This is a genomic window from Croceibacterium xixiisoli (genome assembly GCF_009827305.1).
Classification (GTDB): domain Bacteria; phylum Pseudomonadota; class Alphaproteobacteria; order Sphingomonadales; family Sphingomonadaceae; genus Croceibacterium_C; species Croceibacterium_C xixiisoli.
This window is the reverse complement of the sequence record NZ_WTYJ01000004.1, coordinates 127,679-146,365: the sequence shown is the minus strand read 5'-3', so window position 1 is coordinate 146,365 and position 18,687 is coordinate 127,679. Positions and strand designations below refer to the sequence as shown.

At 66.2% G+C, this 18,687-nt stretch carries 17 protein-coding genes; 10 read left to right on the top strand and 7 right to left on the bottom strand.

The window, feature by feature from the left end; genetic code table 11:
* Nucleotides 1-273 precede the first annotated feature (273 nt).
* Nucleotides 274-537 (top strand): DksA/TraR family C4-type zinc finger protein, encoded by a 264-nt coding sequence (locus GRI97_RS16645; RefSeq protein WP_161392348.1) that lies wholly within the window; start codon nucleotides 274-276, stop codon nucleotides 535-537.
* A 39-nt stretch (nucleotides 538-576) separates the two neighbouring features.
* Here GRI97_RS16645 and GRI97_RS16640 read toward each other — a convergent pair whose 3' ends face one another.
* Nucleotides 577-1,134, bottom strand: a complete 558-nt coding sequence (locus tag GRI97_RS16640; protein ID WP_161392347.1) for a type 1 glutamine amidotransferase domain-containing protein — start codon at nucleotides 1,132-1,134, stop codon at nucleotides 577-579.
* Nucleotides 1,135-1,314: 180 nt separating this feature from the next.
* Between GRI97_RS16640 and GRI97_RS16635 the strand changes: the two genes are divergently transcribed.
* The 3 genes from GRI97_RS16635 to GRI97_RS16625 all read left to right on the top strand — a co-directional run bounded on the left by GRI97_RS16635 (nucleotide 1,315) and on the right by GRI97_RS16625 (nucleotide 5,173).
* Nucleotides 1,315-2,253, top strand: a complete 939-nt coding sequence (locus GRI97_RS16635) for a helix-turn-helix transcriptional regulator (protein WP_161392346.1) — start codon at nucleotides 1,315-1,317, stop codon at nucleotides 2,251-2,253.
* Between the two features lie 74 nt (nucleotides 2,254-2,327).
* On the top strand, nucleotides 2,328-4,460 hold the full coding sequence (locus GRI97_RS16630; RefSeq protein WP_161392345.1) for a TonB-dependent receptor: 2,133 nt from the start codon (nucleotides 2,328-2,330) through the stop codon (nucleotides 4,458-4,460).
* On the top strand, nucleotides 4,460-5,173 hold the full coding sequence (locus tag GRI97_RS16625; protein ID WP_161392344.1) for a class I SAM-dependent methyltransferase: 714 nt from the start codon (nucleotides 4,460-4,462) through the stop codon (nucleotides 5,171-5,173). Before GRI97_RS16630 ends, GRI97_RS16625 begins: the two co-directional genes overlap by 1 nt.
* Before the next feature lie 60 nt (nucleotides 5,174-5,233).
* On the opposite strand, the gene GRI97_RS16620 is transcribed toward GRI97_RS16625, so the two are convergent.
* Nucleotides 5,234-6,130, bottom strand: a complete 897-nt coding sequence (locus tag GRI97_RS16620; protein WP_161392343.1) for a LysR family transcriptional regulator — start codon at nucleotides 6,128-6,130, stop codon at nucleotides 5,234-5,236.
* Nucleotides 6,131-6,200: 70 nt separating this feature from the next.
* Between GRI97_RS16620 and GRI97_RS16615 the strand changes: the two genes are divergently transcribed.
* The 3 genes from GRI97_RS16615 (at nucleotide 6,201) to GRI97_RS16605 (ending at nucleotide 8,200) form a co-directional block, all read left to right on the top strand.
* Entirely contained in the window at nucleotides 6,201-6,734 is a 534-nt protein-coding gene (locus GRI97_RS16615) for an SRPBCC domain-containing protein (RefSeq protein ID WP_202392822.1), read from the top strand.
* Nucleotides 6,731-7,444, top strand: a complete 714-nt coding sequence (locus GRI97_RS16610; protein WP_161392342.1) for a MipA/OmpV family protein — start codon at nucleotides 6,731-6,733, stop codon at nucleotides 7,442-7,444. The genes GRI97_RS16615 and GRI97_RS16610 overlap by 4 nt, the downstream gene beginning before the upstream one ends.
* A 303-nt stretch (nucleotides 7,445-7,747) precedes the next feature.
* A complete protein-coding gene (locus tag GRI97_RS16605) occupies nucleotides 7,748-8,200 on the top strand; it encodes a hypothetical protein (RefSeq protein ID WP_161392341.1) in 453 nt (150 codons plus the stop codon).
* 24 nt (nucleotides 8,201-8,224) lie between these two features.
* Here the strand turns inward: GRI97_RS16605 and GRI97_RS16600 are convergent, their stop codons facing one another.
* Complete coding sequence (locus GRI97_RS16600) at nucleotides 8,225-10,156, bottom strand: AsmA family protein (RefSeq protein ID WP_161392340.1); 1,932 nt, start codon at nucleotides 10,154-10,156, stop codon at nucleotides 8,225-8,227.
* 96 nt (nucleotides 10,157-10,252) lie between these two features.
* Nucleotides 10,253-10,540, bottom strand: coding sequence for a CsbD family protein (locus GRI97_RS16595; RefSeq protein ID WP_407924112.1), 288 nt, complete (start codon nucleotides 10,538-10,540; stop codon nucleotides 10,253-10,255).
* A 56-nt stretch (nucleotides 10,541-10,596) separates the two neighbouring features.
* Here GRI97_RS16595 and GRI97_RS16590 point away from each other — a divergent pair, with 56 nt between their 5' ends.
* Nucleotides 10,597-11,136 carry a PRC-barrel domain-containing protein gene (locus GRI97_RS16590; RefSeq protein WP_202392821.1) on the top strand — a complete coding sequence of 180 codons (540 nt, stop codon included), beginning with the start codon at nucleotides 10,597-10,599 and terminating at the stop codon, nucleotides 11,134-11,136.
* A gap of 9 nt (nucleotides 11,137-11,145) precedes the next feature.
* Here the strand turns inward: GRI97_RS16590 and GRI97_RS16585 are convergent, their stop codons facing one another.
* On the bottom strand, nucleotides 11,146-12,312 hold the full coding sequence (locus GRI97_RS16585; protein WP_161392339.1) for a GGDEF domain-containing protein: 1,167 nt from the start codon (nucleotides 12,310-12,312) through the stop codon (nucleotides 11,146-11,148).
* 149 nt (nucleotides 12,313-12,461) lie between these two features.
* Here GRI97_RS16585 and GRI97_RS16580 point away from each other — a divergent pair, with 149 nt between their 5' ends.
* Together GRI97_RS16580 and GRI97_RS16575 are read left to right on the top strand one after the other, a co-directional pair.
* Nucleotides 12,462-13,754: a DUF5690 family protein gene (locus GRI97_RS16580; RefSeq protein ID WP_328598585.1), complete on the top strand. Its 1,293-nt coding sequence runs from the start codon at nucleotides 12,462-12,464 to the stop codon at nucleotides 13,752-13,754.
* Nucleotides 13,744-14,856, top strand: coding sequence for a TIGR03364 family FAD-dependent oxidoreductase (locus tag GRI97_RS16575; RefSeq protein ID WP_161392338.1), 1,113 nt, complete (start codon nucleotides 13,744-13,746; stop codon nucleotides 14,854-14,856). Before GRI97_RS16580 ends, GRI97_RS16575 begins: the two co-directional genes overlap by 11 nt.
* Nucleotides 14,857-14,862: 6 nt before the next feature.
* Here GRI97_RS16575 and GRI97_RS16570 read toward each other — a convergent pair whose 3' ends face one another.
* Together GRI97_RS16570 and GRI97_RS16565 are read right to left on the bottom strand one after the other, a co-directional pair.
* On the bottom strand, nucleotides 14,863-15,642 hold the full coding sequence (locus GRI97_RS16570) for a UTRA domain-containing protein (protein ID WP_161392337.1): 780 nt from the start codon (nucleotides 15,640-15,642) through the stop codon (nucleotides 14,863-14,865).
* 100 nt (nucleotides 15,643-15,742) lie between these two features.
* A complete protein-coding gene (locus GRI97_RS16565) occupies nucleotides 15,743-18,493 on the bottom strand; it encodes a TonB-dependent receptor (protein WP_202392820.1) in 2,751 nt (916 codons plus the stop codon).
* Between the last annotated feature and the right edge of the window lie 194 nt (nucleotides 18,494-18,687).

Here is an 18,687-nt window from a genome sequence, read left to right as displayed (position 1 = left end):
GGGTCCGGGAGCGAGGCGTGAAGGGTTTGCCTCCGTCGTCATGCCGGACTTGATCCGGCATCCATGCCTCGGCTTCCACGGATCACGCAGGCAGAGCACCACATCGCCCTGGCCAACGCCACCGTGGCAAGCCGATGCCAGACCTGAGGCGACGGCCACATGGATGCCGGATCAAGTCCGGCATGACGGTGGTTTTTGGCCGGGGGGACCCGCGCTGGAACGATGCGGGGCGTGGGGGCGTTTTTTCGGGATGAACCATGACAGGTGAAGGTGATGGCTGGCGGCTGGACGCGCGATGGCGCGGTGCAGGATCAGATTGACGATACGGTCCGCGATGCGGTGGAACTGGCGCGTGCGCGGACGGCGGCGGGTGCGGGGTTGGCCTATTGCGAGGAGTGCGGGGAGGAAATTCCTGCCGCGCGGCGCAAGGCACTGCCCGGGGCGCGGACCTGTGTGCCGTGCCAGACCGGGCGGGATGGCAAGGCCTCGATCGACCTGTTCAACCGGCGCGGCAGCAAGGACAGCCAGCTGCGGTAGCAACAGCCGGGACGGATGCGCCCCGGCTGTCGAACGGGTTCAGGCGGCTTCGTGGCGGCCTTCGGCGAATTCTTCCACCAGCTTCGCGCAGAAGGCGGGCAGATCGTCCGGGTTTCGGCTGGTGACGAGGCCCTGATCGACCACTACCTCTTCATCCGACCAGTGGCCGCCGGCATTGAGGATATCGGTTTCGAGCGTCGGATAGGAGGTGAGCGAGCGCCCCTCCACCGCGTCAGCCTCCACCAGCAGCCACGGGCCGTGGCAGATGGCGCCGACCGGCTTGCCATCATTGATGAAGGCGGCGACCAGCGCGATCACATCGTCATCGGCGCGCAATTTGTCTGCCCCCACGGTGCCGCCGGGGATGATCAGCCCATCGAATTCATCGGCAGACACATCCGCGACCAGCCGATCGACGGCGTAGCTGCCGCCAGGATCGAGATCGCCATTGTTGGTCTGCGCTTCGCCCGATTCCAGCCCGAGCACGGTGACCGTGGCCCCGGCCTGTTCGACCGCGTGACGCGGCTGCACGAATTCGGGTTCCTCCGTCCCGCGCGGGGCGATGAGGATGGCGATATTCTTTCCTGCAAGAGTCATGCTGAACCTTTCCGGGATGCGGCGCCCGGTGTGGCGGGCGGCATGGCAAGAAGCCGGCGGAGCGGTGCGGGTTCCCGCTGTTGCGGAGTGATGAGACGGAAGCGGTCGGGAAAGCGGATGGAATGATGCGGCGCTTCGGTCGCGTGACACAGTGTCTATGATATACTATATCATTCGACGATGGCAGTGCGCGAACCAGATGGACGGATGCGGCAGCAGTGGGACGAGGGGCTGCGGGACCGGGTGGAGGCGATCGACCTTCGGCCGGGGATGACGCTGGTGCTGAGCGATCTGGCCACGCCGGCGTCCTGCGCTTTCCACCATCAGGAAGCCGAGGATGTGTTCGGCATCGGCTTCCACCTCAAGGCCGGCAGCCGTTTCGACCTGGACGGCCATGTGTTCGAGACAAGGGCGCTGGATGTCTGGGCCGGGGCCGGCCCGCGGGGGGCGGGTTCATCCTTCCGCCTGCCGGCCAGCGGTTTTCGCACCGTGTCCTTGCGGCTGGACCCGGCGCTGGCGGCCGATTGGCTGGCGCAGGCCGGCGCGCAGGCGGCGCCGCTGCTGGCGATGGCGCGGGGCGCTTCGCAAGGATCGGCCATCGCCCGGCTGGCTTCGCTGAGCCCGGCGGCGGCGGCGGCGCAGGCGGAAAGCATGTTTTCCAACAGCTATGCCGGCATTGCCCGCAGGCTGTTTCTGGAATCCTGCGCGCTGGGGCTGCTGGCCGCGCAATTGCGCCTTCCCGGTGACGGGGATGACGCTGTCGAGCGCCATGCGGGATCGGCAATCGCGCGGCAGATGGCGACGGCTCGGGACTATCTCGATGCGCATATCGACGATCCGCCGACCATCGTGGCGCTGGCGCGGATCGTGGGGATCAATGATTTCAAGCTGAAGCGCGCCTTCCGCGCGGCATTCGGCACCACGGTGTTCGGCCATGTCCGGCAGCGGCGGATGGAGCGGGCGGCCGGGCATCTGGCGGAAGGGATGGCGGTGGCCGCAACGGCGCAGCTGGCCGGCTATGAATGTCCGCGCTGCTTCGCCGATGCCTATCGCCGGCATTTCGCGATCCTGCCCAGCCAGACGCTGCGTTCGGCGAAGGCTCCCGCAAGGCACGGTTGATACTCCGGCACGCCGCACACGCATCGTGGGCGGGTGACCTACAGCGCCGGGCATCTGATTTGCGGGAGTTTGCGATGCGTTCGGTTCTGTTTCTGTCATCGGCCGTGCTGGCGATGATCCCCCTCGCCCCGGCCATGGCGCAAAGCGCGGGCAGCGGGACAGGCGATGGTGCGGGCGAGATCGTGGTGACCGCACGGTTGCGCGAGGAACCGGTGCGCGAGGTGCCCTTTGCCGTGACCGTGCTGGGCGCCGAACAGATCGCCACCCAGCGGATCGACGACACGCAGAGCCTGTTCCGCCGTGTGCCCGGCCTCTCGCTCACCAGTTTCGATGACGGGCGCTTCGCCTATTTCCAGCTGCGCGGCGCCGGGCCGCTGAGCCAGGCGATCAGCCCCGATGATGGGTCCGTCGTCACCTATGTCGATGGCGTACCCCAGCCGGTGTTCGCCTCGGAATTCGCCTATGTCGATCTGCAGCGGATCGAGGTGCTGCGCGGGCCGCAGGGCACGCTGTTCGGCCGCAACAGCCAGGGCGGCGCGATCAATATCGTCACCCGCCAGCCGGGCGACACGCTGCAGGCCCAGCTGCGCGTCGAAGCGGGCGAGGACGAATATGGCCTGGCCCAGGCGTCGCTGTCAGGGCCGCTGATCGCGGACCGGCTGGCCGCAGGCATCAGCGCGCGGGTTTCCACCATCGACGGGTTCGTGCCCAACCGCCTGCCCGGCGGGGGCCGGCTGGGCGACCGTGACAGCTATGCCGGGCGCACCAGTTTGGTGTTCACCCCCACCGGCGAGGGCGGCGCGCGGCTGACGCTGGCGGCGAATATCGACCGGCAGGTGAGCGACCCGTTCTATTATGTGCGCGGCGGGCAGGCCGAAGATGCGGTGGAGCTGGACCCCGAACTGCGCGTGCGGCGCACGCTGTGGGGCGCCAGCCTGACAACCGAGGTGCCCTTGTCATGGGCACAGCTGACGCTGGTCACCGCGTTCAACGGTTTCCGCAATCACCAGCTGACCGACGATACCGACGGGCTGATCTATGGTCCGCTCAACGGCCGGCCGCCGGCCGATTATGCCGCGCCGCTGTCATTTTCGGACTGGCACGAGCGGGAGCGGCGGTTCTATCAGGAGGCGCGGATCGGCAGTGCAGGTGATGCGCCGTTCGCCTGGACATTGGGTGCAAGCTATTTCCGGTCGACCTTCGATGTCGATCTGCGCAATGAATCCACCTTCTCCCCCTTCCTGAACGGGCGCCGGCGCGACCGCCAGACGATCGATTCATACGCCCTGTTCGGCGAAGCGACGGCGCCGGTCACATCCCGCCTGAAGCTGACCCTGGGTGGCCGCTTCACCCGCGACGACAAGGCGCTGGACGCGCAGTACACGGGCAATGGCTTCCCCGACACGGTGGCGGTTTTTGCCGACCGGCAGGAGCGGCAGTTCGATTTGTGGACCGGGCGGGCGGCGGCCCATTATGCGCTGACGGACGCCACCAGCCTCTATGCCACGGTCGCGCGCGGGGCCAAGAGCGGCGGCTTCCCCCGGTTCTGGCAGAATGCGACCGCCGGGGTGCCGAGCCGCAGCTATGCCCCATCGACATCCTGGACCTATGAGGCCGGACTGAAGACCAGCCTGCTGGACGGGCGCGCGCAGTTCGACCTGTCGGCATTCTACAATGATGTCACCGACGAGCAGCTGTTTTCGCTCGATTTCGCATCCTTCACCTTCGTGCCGGCCAATCTTGATACGCGCAGCTACGGCATCGAGGCGCAGGGCAATATCCGCTTGTCCCCGGAGCTGACCCTGGCGGGCGGGATCGCCTGGACCCACGCCCGGATCGGCGAGGCGGATGCGGCATCGGGCGCGGCGCGCGACAACCGCGTACCCAATGTCGCCGGGTTCAGCAGCACGATATCGCTCGATTATCGCGCATCGCTGCCCGGCGGGATCGAACCGCTGTTTTCCGTCAGCCACCAATATGCGGGCCGGCGCACCGCCGATGTCGCAAACAGTTTCGATCTGCCGGCCTATCACAATGTCGATCTGCGCGTGGGCGCGGGGATCGGCCCGGTCGACATCTATGGCTTTGCCCGCAATCTGTTCGACACGCGGCAGGTGCTGAACGGCGTGCTCTATGGCCCCGGGGTGGAAGGGGAAGCCATTGCGCGTGGCCGTGTGGCCGGGATCGGCCTGAGCTGGCGGCTGTGATGGACGGCTATGCGGTGACCGGGCAATTCCATGACCCGCTGGCGGCGCAGGCGCATGCCGAAGTCGATGCCCGGATCGCGCAGGCCATCGCGCCGCTGGGCCCGCTGGGCGGGCCGGTGCTGGATATCGGCGCGGGCACGGGGCTGACCACGGCGCTGATCGCCCGCACCCTGACCGAGGCGGAGATCTTTGCGATCGAACCCGACGCGACGATGCGGGCGGCGCTGATGACGCGCATCTGGCACGATCCGGACCTGCGCCGGCGCGTGAGCATCCTGCCGATGGATGCGCTGTCCGCCCCGCTGCCCGATCGGATCGCCGGCGCGGTGCTGAGCGCGTCGCTGGTGCATTTTTCCCCCGCAGAACGCGCGCAGCTGTGGGCGGCGCTGGCCGGACGGTTGGTGCCGGGGGGCAGGATCGTGGCCGAACTGCAGGCGCAGCAGGCGATCGATATTCCCCCCGCCGCGATGGCCACCGCGCAGGTGGGGCGGATCACCTATAGCGGCACGGCCGCGGCACAGGCCCTGCCCGGCAATCGCCAGCGATGGACGATGACCTATCGATCCGAATATGCCGGCCGCGTGATGCGCGAGGAGCAGGCCAGCTATGTCTGCTGGTGCGTGGACCAGGACAGCATCAGCCGCGAGGCGCGCGCGGCGGGACTGCAGAGCGCGCCCTGCGGGGAGCTGATGATCCTGTCACGCGCGACATAGAGCGGTTTTCCAGTCAGCGGGCGATTCCACCTGCCTGGAAATTGCTCTAGCCAGGCAGGATCATCCCTGCGTGCCGGTCCAGGGCAGGAGCGCCTGCTGCAGATGATCGAACAGCAGGCGCACGCGGGGGACGTTGCGCTGGTCTTCATGGATGGCCAGCCACAGTTCCAGATCGAAACGCAGATCATCGGGCAGGACCGGGAGCAGATCCGGGTCACGCTGCGCGATGCGTTGCTGGCACACGCCGATGCCCAGCCCGGCGCGCAGGGCGGCGAGTTGGGCCACATCGTCATCGACGCGGAAGGAAAAGACATCGCGCGAGAGCGGGCGACCGGCCAGGCTGATGCCGGCGAGGCGGGTCCGGTCCCGGTCCGGCCCGATCAGCGCGTGATCGAACAGCGCGGCCACGCTGTTCGGCAGGCCGCAGCGATCGGCATAGCTGCGATGGGCATAGAGGCCGACCGCGACCGGGCCGATGAATTTGGCGACGATCGCATCCTGCACCGGGCGCACCATGCGCAGGGCGATATCGGCGTCTCGCCGGAGCAGATCCTCATTATCATTGCTGAGACTGACCTCTATCGCGATGTCGGGATAAAGATGGCGGAACGAGGCCAGCGCGCGGGGCAGCAGCACCACCCCGCCCACTTCGCTGGCGGTGATCCGCACCGTGCCGCTGGCCCCGGCGATATCACCCGATGACACGCGCTGCAGCGCCTCCGCCGCGACCTGCATGGATTGCCCATGCGGCAGCAGCGCCAGGGCAAGCGAGGTGGGTTCGAGCCCCAGCCGCGACCGGGTGAACAGCACCTGCCCCAGCGATTGTTCGAGCGCGGCGATCTGACGGCCGACCGTCGGCTGGGCAAGCTGCAGCTGCCGCGCCGCGCCCGACAGCGTGCCCGTGCGCATGACGGCGAGGAAGGTTTCCCAATGGCTCCAGTCGATCGGCGCAGTCATGCGTTTGCGTATATCCATGGCACGATAATGTGCAATTCCGCATCATTGCGGATGGTTGCAGAGGGGCGGCATGAAGACCGCCGCGATCAGCCTTGCGACCCTGCTGGCCGTCCTGCTGCTGGCCCTTTTGCTGGGGAGGATGGCGCCGGAGCGGGAGATCGTGACCTCCGCCCGGATCGCCGCCCCGCCGCAGCGGGTGTGGGCAGTGCTGAGCGACGGGGCCGCCTATCCGCAATGGAACCCGTTCATCACCCGGTTTGACGGGGTGCTGGCGCCCGGCCGCCGCGTGACGATGACGCTGACGCCCCGCACGGGGCAGGCGATGGAGATCTCCCCGCAGTTGGTGCGGGTGCGGCCGGGGCGCGAATTGCGCTGGCGCGGAGAGCTGATCCTGCCCGGCGTGTTCGATGGGGAGCATTATTTCATCCTGGCCCCCACCGATGCAGGCGGCACGCGCCTGACCCATGGCGAGCGGTTCAGCGGCATGCTGCCCTGGCTGATCGGGGTCGAGCGGTTTCGCGGCGATTTCGAAGCGCTCAACCGCGCGCTGGCCCGGCGGGCCGAGAATTCCGAAGCATCACCTCTTCCAAGGAGCATTCCATGATCTGCAGCCGGCGCCACGCCCTGCCCCTGTTCATTGCCGCCATGGCGCTGCCCCACCCTGCCGGCGCGCAGGAGATCGGGGCGGGCCTGCTGGCGGTGCCCGGCCATCAGGGGTCAGACCGGATGCGGATCATCCCCATCCCCCTGATCGATGCAACGGCGGGGCCGTTCTTCCTCAACACCACCGATGGCGCCGGGGTGCAGATCCGGCAGGGCGCGGCGACGCTGGGCCTGTCGGCGACCTATCTGATCGGATATAGCCAGCGCGACCTGCGCGACGGCACGGGCCGCGTGTCCGACGCGCTGGGCGTGCGGGCCTTTGCGCGGATGACCATCGGCCCGGCGGTGATCGGCGGGCAGATGACCCAGGCGGTGGCCGGCGGCACCGGCGGCGCGACGGGCGAGGCATCGATCACTTTTCCCATCATGCTGACGCCGGAGCTGGCGTTGGCGCCCGGCATCGCCGTGGGCTGGGCCGATCGCCGGCACAATGAGCGCTATTTCAACCCCGCCGGATCGGGCGATTATACCGCGCGCGCCGGTTTCAAGGATGTGACCGCCAGCGTGACGGGCCGCTATCGCGCCGGCGAGCGGATCACGCTGACGGCGACGGCGGGAGCAAGCCGGCTGCTGCCCGTGGTGGCCGAGGCGCCGATCGTGCGGCAGCGAACCAATGCGAGCGGGATGATCGGGATGTCCTATCGGTTTTGAGGGCTCCTCGCGCCTTGCGGCGCTGCGGGCGGCCGGTCGGCCTTGCGGGTCTGTTTGTTTTGGCCTCAGGCGCCGGCGCGGCCCATCCGGGCCGCTTGGCTGTCCTCGCGCCTGCGGCGCTGCGGGCGGCCGGTCGGCCTTGCGGACCCTCTGGGTCCGGGAGCGAGGTTTGGAGTTGACGCCTTTGCCCACGCCGCTGCGACTAGAGCGTGGTTGGGTGCGACATTCCGGGTGGACCGACCCGCCCGCCGCCTTATGATCGGGATCATTGCCACCACATGGGAGAGATTGATGCGGGTTTTCGTGATTTTTGCGCTGGCGGGCTTGGCAGCTTGCGGGTCTTCGGAAGAAAGCACGACGATCGGCGGGACCACATTCGCCCAGGGGAGCGATGGCGCGGCGACCATTTCCAATGAAAACGGATCGCTTTCCGCCACCGATGGCGCTGCAGCGGCCAACACCCAGTTCCCCGATTATGCCCCCAAATACCCGGGAGCCACGGTGGAATCCGCACTGGTCAGCAACACCGATGAGGGCAAGCGCACGATGGCGGTGCTGGTGACCGATGACAGCATGGAAAGCGTTGTCGCCTTCTATCGCGAAAAGTTCACGGCGGGCGGGATGGAGGTCGGGATGGTGCATTCTTCCGCCGACAGCGGCATGATTTCGGCTGAAGGCAACGGCAGGAAGGTTTCCGCCACGGGCGGGGTGCAGGATGGCAAGACCAGCTTCACCCTGTCGTTTTCGGGCGAGTGAATGATGGCGTGACGGGATTTTTGCTCAGGCCAGGGCTGCGCGGGCGAGGCCGGCGCAGTCTACCGATGACGGGGGCGTGACGGCGGGTTCTTCCTCGTCCTTGCGCAGGCCCAGCGCGCTGCCGATCGAGCGGGTGATGGCGCCTATGACGCCGCCGCCGGAGCGGCCTTCACGGGCTTCTGCCTGATCGAGCGAGATCGCCGGGCTCGTCAGCGTGCCGCCGACGCGGATCGGATCGACCAGACGCAGGGCCGCCTTTTCGCGGGCCGTGCCGTTCAGCGTGAGGGCGATGGTTTCGCCGGTCAGATTGATCTGCCCGCGCCCGCGCCCGCTGGAAATATCCGTGGCGATGGCGAGCGGCGCGGGGGTGAGGACGCCGGAGCGGGCGGTGAAGGCAAGGATCGCACAGCGGATCGGCGCCATGGCATCGTCATCGCCGAGTTTCTGGCTGATCGCGCCGCCCAGATCCTGACCCAGCACGAAAGCGGCCATGCGGTTCATCGCGCCGCTGCGGGCGACGAAGGCGATCTTGCCGCTGCCGCTGGTGAAGCCATCGCGAATGGTATCGCCATGGCCATTGATCCGCACCAGCCCATCAAGCCGGCCACGGATCATGTCCGGCCGGCCGATCAGCGTATCGAGCGAGGTGCCGGTGACGCGCAGTTCGGTGGAGATCAGCGGGACTTCACCGGTGGAATCGACGGTCAGCCAGCCGGTGACCTGGCCGGATTCCAGCCCGGCGACGGCGTTCGTCAGCTTGAGCACGCGGTGATCAAGTTCCAGCCTGCCCTTCAGGCTGCGGAAGGCGGAGCCGCCCTTCACCAGCAGGCGTTCGATCGCGAAATGGATCACCCCATCGGTGGGGCCCATCTTGCTGAGATTGACGCGCACATCGGGGATGATCCGCTTGCCGATGCGGGCTTCCTTCGCGCGGGCTTTGGCGAGGCCTTCGTCATCGGCCAGATCGTCGAAATCGAGCTGCGAGGCGTCGATCCGCGCGTCGATCTTCGTGCGGCCGTCGCGCTTGCGCACGATCGCCTTGGCCCGCAATTGCGAGCGGCCGATCGTGCCCTCCAGCCGATCGATGAACCAGTCTTCGCCCTGATGGCGAACGTCACCGCTGATATCGATATCCTGCGTGCCGAACAGCCCGGCCTCTATGATGTAATCGAGCTGGGTGAGGCTGGGCGCGCGGGCGGTGAGCGCCAGCTTCATGTCGCCGAAATTGAGCGCGCCGGCCATGGTGCCGCGCGCGGTGAGAGCGAGCCGGTCGCCATCCAGCTGCGCCGTGAAGGGCCAGGCGGCACCCGCCTTTGCCCCGGCGAGCGCGGCGCCCTTGAAGGCCAGGCTGGCGGGGGCGCCGTCGAACTGGCCGTCCGCGTGGATGCGCAACCCGCCCTGCGCATCGGCCTGCAGATCGCCGGCGATATCGAGATGGCGCTTGGCGTCTCTGAGGGAAAAGCGGCTGTCGGTGATGGTCAGCTGTTCGAGCTGGGGGCGGCGGCCGCCATCGCCCTCTTCCCCCGGGCGGCCTTCCCAATTGCCGCGCCCGTCTGCGTCACGGACCAGTGCGAGGGTGAGGCCCGAGATGTGCAGTGCGCGGATGTCGGGGCTGCCGCTCAGCAGCGAGAGGATCGGCACCTGCGCGCTGGCGCGCTTGATGGTGAGGAAATCGCCTTCCCCGGCCTCGGTTTTGGCCCATTCCGGCTGACCGATGCGGGCATCGCTGACGGTGATGTTCGGGGTGAAGGAAAGGAGGCTGTCGCGCGAGAGGCCGCCGATGGTCACGGGAGCATCGAATTCCTGCGCCAGCTGCCGCTCGGCCAGGCCGCGCAACAGGGTGACGGGAAAGGCGGCCAGCAGCAGGACGAGCAGCAGGATGGCCGCCACGATTGCGCCGATGATGATCCTGAATTTCCGCGGGATGGCGGACCATCCGGCGATTGTGCCCCGCATTGCCCTGCCCCTTCAGCCTTCGCCCCTTCAGTTCCCCCCATGCGAACAGGCCCGCACAGTCATGCTGCGCGGGCCTGCTCCTGATGTCATGCGGGATCAGTAGGTTTTTTCGAAATCATCGATTTCGCGCTCAACTTCATCCTGAGCGCGGCCGTATTTTTCCTGTACCTTGCCGGCCAGAATCTTGCGGCTGCCGTTGATCTGATCGAGTTCGTCATTGGTGAGTTCGCCCCATTTCTTCTGGACGTGACCTTTGACCTGTTCCCAATTGCCCTTGAGCGTGTCGCTGTTCATCATCATTCTCCGATTTTCAGGGTTCGGGATTGGAACGCGACATCGGCGCGAATGTTCCACGCTCGATCGCTGCAGCATGGTGCGCAGCATAGGCAGGAGCCATTGCGCTGGAAACGATTGCAGGCTGGATTGCACCGGCTGCCACCATGATCGCCGCGATGATGACGGCGGCCAATCTGGGCGCGCGCTTTACCGGATGGGGCTTTGTCGTGTTCCTGGTCGGATCGATCTGCTGGTCGATCGTGGGCGCGAGCACCGGGCAGACCAATCTGCTGGCGACCAATGGCTTCCTGACGCTGGTCAATATGGTCGGCATCTGGCGGTGGCTGGGGCGGCAGCGGGTGTATGAGGATGGCGGCCATGCAGCGGCCGAGGCGAGCCAGAATGCGCCCGCGCCGACGCTGTTCCCCGCCGGGAGCCTGGCCGGAATGGCGGTGGTCGATTGCCACGGCGCGGCGATCGGCAAGGCGGTGGAGGCCATGGTGGAATGCGGCAGCGGCCGGATCAGCTATGTCGTGGTGGCCAGCGGCGGGATCGGCGGGGTGGCCGAAAGCCTGCGCGCGGTGGCGCGGGAGCAGATGGGTTTCGGGAACGAGCGGATCACGCTGACGATGGAGAGCGCGGCGTTCCAGCGCCTGCCGCTGATCGATGGCGAGGATTGGCCGGCAACCCCGCCGGCAGGGTGATCGGCCGCCTCAGCAGGCGGCCGCAAGCGGGATATGCGGGGCGGCTTCGATGCGGTTGCGGCCGCGCGCCTTGGCCAGATAGAGCCCCTGATCGGCGGCGGAGAGCAGATCGGGCAGGCTGTGCCCGTCCGCACCCAGTTCGGCCAGGCCGATGCTGACCGTGGCCCTTGGCCCGGCGCCGCCGAAATGCAGCCGGACGGCCTGGGTGAAGTGATCGGCCACGGCCATGCCCACGGCGCGCGCGGCGGCGGGCGTTGCGGGCAGCAAAGCGGCGAATTCTTCCCCGCCCATCCGCGCCATGATCGCCCCCGGGCCCGCCATGCGGCGTGCGGTGCGGGCGAAGATTTTCAGCACTTCATCCCCGGCATCATGGCCGAAGCGATCATTGATGGCCTTGAAATGGTCGAGATCGAAGGCGAGCAGCGTGAAGGGCGTTTCGGCTGCGTCGAGGAGGCGGTCACCCTGTTCGAAGAACCAGCGCCGGTTGCCGAGCGCGGTGAGGTAATCGGTGCGCGAGGTCTTGAGCAGCTTGGCATGGGCTTCTTCCCGGATCAGCCCCAGCAGCGCCACGGGCAGGCCAACGGCGAACAGCACCCCTTCATACATGGTCAGCTTGCTGACGATGGAGAGCATGGAAGGGCCGAAGCTTTCCACCAGCATCGGAAAGATCGTGCCGCGCCCGAAGTAGAACACGCCGTGCCCGGCCAGGATCAGCACCACCACCCGGCGCGATCGCAGCGGCTGGAGCAGCAGATTGCGCCGCACTTCGCGCGCGGCGATGCCGCAGACGGCGGCGATCGGCAGGGCGCTGACATAGCTCCACAGGCTGTTCTGCCATTGTACGCCCCACAGGGCCCAGACAGCCGCGATGGCAACCAGAATGACGGCGGCCGATGTGCGATAGCGACGCCCGCCGAAGGCCGCGACGCCGTTGAGGATCAGCAGATAGCCGGCCATCATCCCCAGATTGCAGAGCGCCGCGCCCCAGGCACCGGGCAGCAGATCACGCGTGATCGCCAGCGTGCAGCCGGTCGCCAATGCGGCATAGCCGCCCGCGAACAGCGCCAGTTCGTGCCGCCGCACGAGCGAAACCTGCCGTTCCCACAAGGTCATGCCCGCGCTCAGCAGCAACAGGCTGATCGCCAGCAGATACAGGGTCAAAAGATCAAAATTCATCGCCGTCACCGTTCCCCCGCATTCGCTGTACGGAGGAACCTGGAAATTTCCCGTTAACGAATGAGCGATTGGGCAAATGCCGCCCGCCGTCACCAAATCGTCTTGAAACTGGTATACACCAATTACCGAGCAATGAATGCGAGGCTGCGGTGTTTCCGATTCTGAAATCCTGGCGCGCGGGCGCCGCCACCTCCCTGCCGCTGGGCGCGGCGGCCGCGTTCTGCACCTATTTTTCCATGTATGCGTTTCGCAAGCCGATCGCGGCGGCGACCTTTGCCGAACAGAACGGCTGGCTGTTCGAGCTGGATTACAAGACCGCGCTGCTGATTGCGCAGGTGCTGGGTTATGCGCTGTCCAAGCTGATCGGGATCAAGGTGATCGCCGAATTCGGCCGCGCCGGGCGGGCCAAGGCGATCCTGGGCCTGATCGGCGTGTCATGGATGGCGCTGCTGCTGTTTGCGGCGGTGCCGGCGCCGTGGAACATCGCCTTCCTGTTCCTGAACGGATTGCCGCTGGGCATGATCTGGGGGCTGGTGTTCAGCTATGTCGAAGGGCGCCGCGCTTCCGAGGCGATGGGCGCGCTGCTGTGCGCAAGCTTCATCCTGTCATCGGGCGTGGTCAAATCGGTGGCGATGATGGTGATGGCCTGGGGGGTGAGCGAGATGTGGATGCCCGCCGCCACCGGGGCGCTGTTTTTCCCGCTGCTGCTGCTGTCCCTCCATCTGCTGGAGCGGCTGCCGCCGCCCGATGCGCGCGACGAAGCCGAACGCACGGTGCGGGTGCCGATGCTCAAGACCGACCGGGTGGCGTTCCTGCGCCGGCATGGCCTGGCGATGATCCTGCTGGTGGCCGGCTATGTGCTGTTGACCGCCGTGCGCGATTTCCGCGACAATTTCGCCGCCGAGCTGTGGACCGCGATGGGTTATGGCGGGGTGGCATCGGTGTTTTCGGCCAGCGAGCTGCCGGTGGCGATTGCCGCGCTGGCGGCGCTGGGGGCGCTGATGCTGATCCGCGACAATGTGCGCGCACTGCTGGCGATGCATGGGATCATCATCGCCGGGGCCATGCTGCTGGGGCTGGCGACGCTGGCATTCCAGATGGGGTATCTGCAGCCGCTGTCCTACATGATCCTGACCGGCGCCGGGCTGTATCTGGCCTATACGCCGTTCAATGCCATGCTGTTCGACCGGATGATCGCGGCGATCGGCCATGCGGGCAATGCCGGTTTCCTGATCTATATCGCCGACAGTTCGGGCTATGTCGGCAGTGTGGTGCTGCTGCTGTATCGCAGCCTGGGCGCGCCGGAGCTGGACTGGCTGCAATTCTATATCAACTGCGCCTATCTGACCGCCATCGCGGTGAGCGTGCTGGCGCTGATGTCGGCCATCTATTTCCATCTGCATCTGGGCCGGCAGCACGGGCGGCGCCCCGTTGCAGCATGATCTGATCATTGTCGGGGCGGGCATCATCGGCCTGGCCCATGCGCTGGCGGCGGTGAAGCGCGGCTTGCCGGTGCTGGTGGTGGACCGGGACCACCAGGCCAATGGCGCATCGGTGCGCAATTTCGGCTTCGTCACGGTGACCGGGCAACAGCGTGGTGCGGTGTGGCAGCTGGCCCGGCGCAGTGCCGCCATCTGGCGAGAGATTGCCCCGCAGGCGGGCATTGCGCTGGAACAGCAGGGCCTGCTGCTGGTGGCGCAACGGGCCGAGGCGGCCGATGTGATCGAGGCCTTTGCCGGTACCGAGATGGGCGATGGCTGCGAGCGGCTGACGGCGGCGCAGGCGCGGCAATTGTGCCCGATGCTGGCGGGCGATGTCCGCAGTGCCCTGCTGTCCCATGCCGATCTGCGGGTGGAATCGCGCACGGCCATTCCCCGGCTGGCCGGCTGGCTGGAACGGGAGCGGCAGGTGACATTCCGCCGGGGTGTCGCGGCCAGCCGGATCGAGCCGGGGGCGGTGCTGCTGAGCGATGGCACATTGGTGCGCGCGCCGCAGATCATCGCCTGCCCAGGGGATGATTGGGCGAGCCTGTTTCCGCAGGATTATCGCGATGCCGCCATCACGCGCTGCCAATTGCAGATGCTGCGACTGGCCCCGCCCGGCTGGCGCCTGCCCGCCCCGGTGATGAGCGATCTGAGCCTGATACGCTATGCCGGCTATGCCGATCTGGCTGAGGCGGCCCCATTGCGCCGGCGGTTGGATATCGAAGCGCGCGAGGAACTGGAGCACGGCATCCATCTGATCGTGGTGCAGAGCGCCGATGGTTCGCTGGTGGTCGGCGACAGCCACAGCTATGCGCCCACGCCCGAACCCTTCGCCTCCGCAGCGGTGGATGAGGCGATCCTGCGGCAATATCGCGCGCTATTCGGGGCGGCACCGGCGGTGACCCACCGCTGGACCGGCAGCTATGCCAGCGGGCCGGCGCACAGCATTATCCGCAACCCACTGCCCGGTGTGCATCTGGTGGTGGTGACCAGCGGCACCGGCGCATCGACCGGCTTCGCCCTGGCGGAGGATGTCATGGACCGGGTGATGGCAGGCTGAGGTCGGTTACTTCGGCGGGATCGTTTCTTCGCGCACGGTCAGGTCCACATGGACGCGGATGGCGTCGTGGCGCCAATATTCCTGGTCATATTCCACCACCCGGCCGCTGGCATCGAAGCTGGTGCGCACGACCAGCAGGCCTGGCGTGCCTGAGTGAACGCCCAATGCCTCGGCCGCGTCGCGGACCAGGGCGCAGGGGCGCATGTCCACCCGGTTGCGGGCGACGGTGACGCCATATTCGCTCTTCAATATATCGGTCAGTGAGCCGTCGAGCGAATGGGACAGCAGATCGGGCGCGAGCGCGGGATCCACGGTGATGCGTTCGACCAGCACGGAGCGGCCATCGATCATGCGGCGGCGGCGGATCTCGTACAGCGAGGCCCCCGGCGCCACGCGGAAGATATCGGCCAGCGCGGCGGTGGCCGGGCGGATGCTTTTTTCCAGCGTGGTGGTGGCGGGCACGCGGCCCTGTTCGGCGACATAGGCCATGAAGCCGGCCCAGCGCATCGGATCATAGGTGATCGCGGGCGGGGAGACATACCAGCCGGAACGGTCGCGGCGGTAGATCAGCCCCTCCGCCTCCAGCTGGGACAGGGCCTGGCGGATGGTGCCGCGGGCAATGCCAGCTTCGGACTGGAACTGGCGTTCGGACGGCAGGCGCGAACCGGGCAGCAGCCGGCCGATTTCGATATTGAGCGCGATGTGATCCCGCAAAGCGAGATATTGAGGGCCATCGGCCTCGCTCAGTTTTTCCTGCCGGGGAAACATCTCGATAGCGGATCGCATGGATGCAAGCTTTGCAAGGCAGGTCGGCAATGGTCAAGCACAGTGCAGGCGCGCCGCCCGGAACCTTTCCGAACGGCGCAACCCTGAGGTTTGTCGAGGATCAGAACACGTAGCTGGCGCGCAGGGTGAAGGTGCGGCCCGGTTCCATGTAATCCTTCATATAGGACGGATTGTCGCCCTTGGTGGTGTAGTATTTCCAGCCGCCCAAAATGTTCGACACATCGAAATCGACGGCGAAATTCTCGGTCACATGGTAGCGGGAATGGAAGTCCAGGCTTTCATTCGGGCGCACCCATTTGTCGACCGCATTGTCGCGCAGATCTTCGATGAACTTGCCGCGATAATTGTAGGACAGCTTGGCTTCGATGCCATAGCGCTGGAACGTCAGCGCGGCATTGTACAGCAGATGCGGCGTGTTGATCAGCCGGATCGGGCGCCCTTCGCGATAGGGCAGGCCGGTTTCCGCCTCGCTGTTCTGCACGGTCAGATTGCCTTCCAGGCCGAAGCCGTCGAAGGGTTCGGCCAGACCCTGCAGCGATTTGATGAAGTTCAGTTCAAAACCATAGAGCGTGGCGGTTTCCCCGTTCTGCGGCTGGGTGATTTCGATCGCACCATTGGTGGAGGTGGCTGCAACCTCGCTGCCATTGGTGAAGATGAAATTGTTGATGTGCTTGTAATAGCCGGTGGCAGAAATGATGCTGGTGCTGTCCGGGTAATATTCCAGCGACACATCGAAATTGACCGCGCGGGCAGCCTTCAGATCCGGATTGCCCCGGCTGATGGCGATGATTTCATCCGATCCCGGTTCGCGGGTGATCGTCTGACCGCCCGAGATATAGCCGAATTCCGGCGGCGAATAGCCGGTCCAGACCGCCGCGCGCACGGTGTGGCGCGGTGACGGGCGCCAGATTGCGGTGACGCTGGGCAGGAACACCGAATAGCTGCGATCGGTGGTGTCGAAGCCGCTGTTGTCGCCATCGTCAGACCAGAAGCGATTGTGCGTGGCGCGATGTTCGAAGCGACCGCCGGCAATCACCCGCAGCGTATCGAAATCGAAATTGGCCAGCGCATAAGCGGCATAGACCTTCTCGGTCGATTCCTTGTCATCGACCAGCTGGTCCTCATCATCCGGATCGACCGGATTGGCCAGTGTTGCGGCGCGGATCGCGGCGACCACGGCATCATGATCATAGACGTCGCCGAAATAATACTGGCCACCCAGCATGCTGGTCACTTCTTTCTGGACCAGGCCGGATTCTTCCAGGTTCAGCCCGTCCAGCGGGGTGCCGGCGAAATCGCCGTCATAGAGCAGCGTGTAATCGAAGCGGCGCTTCGACTGCATGAATTTGGCGCCGATCTTCACATGATCGAGCACGCTGCCGAAATCATAGCGCGCATCCAGCCGGAGGGCGAAACGGTCATCGGTCTGTTCTTCGCGGAAATGTTCCGCCCCGTCGAACTGCAGCAGCGAGGAATCGCGTTCCACCGAACGGGCATATTCGGGCAGGCCGGCGCGCGGGAAGCGCGGATCGCTGGTCATCCAGTCGATGCCGGTGGCGTTGAGCGGGAAGGTGCAGGCTTCGCAGCCATAGCTGATTTCATAGCCGTCGGGCGTGCCGCGCTTGCCGCCCGAATAGCTGGCATCATATTCCAGCGTCAGCTGGCCAAGTTCACTGCGGCCGCCGGCATTGATGGTATAGAGCGTCTGATCGAGATTGATTGTCCCGAAATCGCGCGCGAATTCGAACGCCTGCGGGTTCCAGGTGCCCGAACGGCCGTTGAGCGACCAATAACCTTCGCCCGTGGCGTCGGCATCGGTGATCAGCCCGTCGCCATCGACATCGACGATCTGGCTGGTGTTGTAGCCATAGATGCGGCCCTTGGTCGGATCCATGCCGGTGACCATGTCACCCGGCTGCCGCAGCCCGGCATCATCTTCATCCACCTGGGTCAGGCGGGCGGTGGGGGCGTTGGTGTAGACGACCAGATCGTTGCTGCCGCGCTGTTCCTGCCGCGAATATTGCCCGCGCAGGTAAAGCTGGGTGGTGTCACCGCGAAAATCGAACGAGGCATTGCCGCCGTAACGGGTCTGCTTCAGCCGGCGATAATCCAGATCGATCCCGGGCAGATGCATATTGCTCTGATCGATGATCTCTTCGGAATCCTTGCGCCAGTTGAAGGGTTCCCATTCGCCGTCATTCTCGGTTTCCTGGCCATTGCCATGCGACAGGCCGTAATTGGCCGAGACGAACACGCCGAAGCGGTCATCGGCAGAGCGCAGGCCGAAATCGCCCTGCAGCTGATAGGATTGCGAATTTTCGCCCGCATCCTCAGCCTGTTGGTTCAAGCCGGCGGCACCATAGAGGCGCAGGACCATGCGATCGCGGAAATCGAACGCCGTGGGCGTGCGGAAATTGATCGAGCCGCCGATGGCATCGCCATCCTGATCGGGCGTCAGTGTCTTGGTGACGCGCACTTCGGCCAGGCCGTTGGGCGGGAGCACGGTCAGCGACACATCGCGGCTGCTCGGATCGGTCTGCGCCACGCGCACGCCGTTGATCGAGACGGCGTTGTAGGTGCCGGACAGGCCGCGCACGGCGACATATTCGCCTTCGCCAGTGTCCTGATTGACGACCACGGAGATGCCCGGAATGCGCGCGAGCGCATCGGCGACATTGGCGTCGGGCATGCGGCCCAGATCATCGGCCGAGATCACATCGACGACATTGTCCGCCGTGCGCTTGCTCTCGATCGAGACGGTGTTGCTGAGGCGCTGGCCGCTGACGATGATCGGCTCACTGACGGTTTGCTCTGCCTCTTCGGCAGAAGCGGCGCCGGGTGCGGCAATCATCGCCAGCGCGACGCAGGACGTCGAAAGCAGGAGCGATGAACGGGAAAGGGTTAGGCGAAAGCTGACCATGAGGGCCCCCAAAGAATGTCCACAATCGACTGCCGCCCAGCCCGCGCGGCACCACGCCGGGAAGAGCCGGATCGAAGTGCCGCGAATCACACTGAAGCAGTCAACTGGTATAGGCCAGATTGGCA

Coding starts and splice junctions, on each gene's coding strand:
- GRI97_RS16630 (WP_161392345.1), top strand. CDS start 2,328: ATGCGTTCGGTTCTGTTTCTGTCATCGGCCGTGCTGGCGATGATCCCC.
- GRI97_RS16620 (WP_161392343.1), bottom strand. CDS start 6,130: ATGACTGCGCCGATCGACTGGAGCCATTGGGAAACCTTCCTCGCCGTC.
- GRI97_RS16615 (WP_202392822.1), top strand. CDS start 6,201: ATGAAGACCGCCGCGATCAGCCTTGCGACCCTGCTGGCCGTCCTGCTG.
- GRI97_RS16600 (WP_161392340.1), bottom strand. CDS start 10,156: ATGCGGGGCACAATCGCCGGATGGTCCGCCATCCCGCGGAAATTCAGG.
- GRI97_RS16590 (WP_202392821.1), top strand. CDS start 10,597: ATGATCGCCGCGATGATGACGGCGGCCAATCTGGGCGCGCGCTTTACC.
- GRI97_RS16570 (WP_161392337.1), bottom strand. CDS start 15,642: ATGCGATCCGCTATCGAGATGTTTCCCCGGCAGGAAAAACTGAGCGAG.
- GRI97_RS16610 (WP_161392342.1), top strand. CDS start 6,731: ATGATCTGCAGCCGGCGCCACGCCCTGCCCCTGTTCATTGCCGCCATG.
- GRI97_RS16625 (WP_161392344.1), top strand. CDS start 4,460: ATGGACGGCTATGCGGTGACCGGGCAATTCCATGACCCGCTGGCGGCG.
- GRI97_RS16565 (WP_202392820.1), bottom strand. CDS start 18,493: ATGATTGCCGCACCCGGCGCCGCTTCTGCCGAAGAGGCAGAGCAAACC.
- GRI97_RS16645 (WP_161392348.1), top strand. CDS start 274: ATGGCTGGCGGCTGGACGCGCGATGGCGCGGTGCAGGATCAGATTGAC.
- GRI97_RS16640 (WP_161392347.1), bottom strand. CDS start 1,134: ATGACTCTTGCAGGAAAGAATATCGCCATCCTCATCGCCCCGCGCGGG.
- GRI97_RS16595 (WP_407924112.1), bottom strand. CDS start 10,540: ATGCTGCGCACCATGCTGCAGCGATCGAGCGTGGAACATTCGCGCCGA.
- GRI97_RS16635 (WP_161392346.1), top strand. CDS start 1,315: ATGGCAGTGCGCGAACCAGATGGACGGATGCGGCAGCAGTGGGACGAG.
- GRI97_RS16585 (WP_161392339.1), bottom strand. CDS start 12,312: ATGAATTTTGATCTTTTGACCCTGTATCTGCTGGCGATCAGCCTGTTG.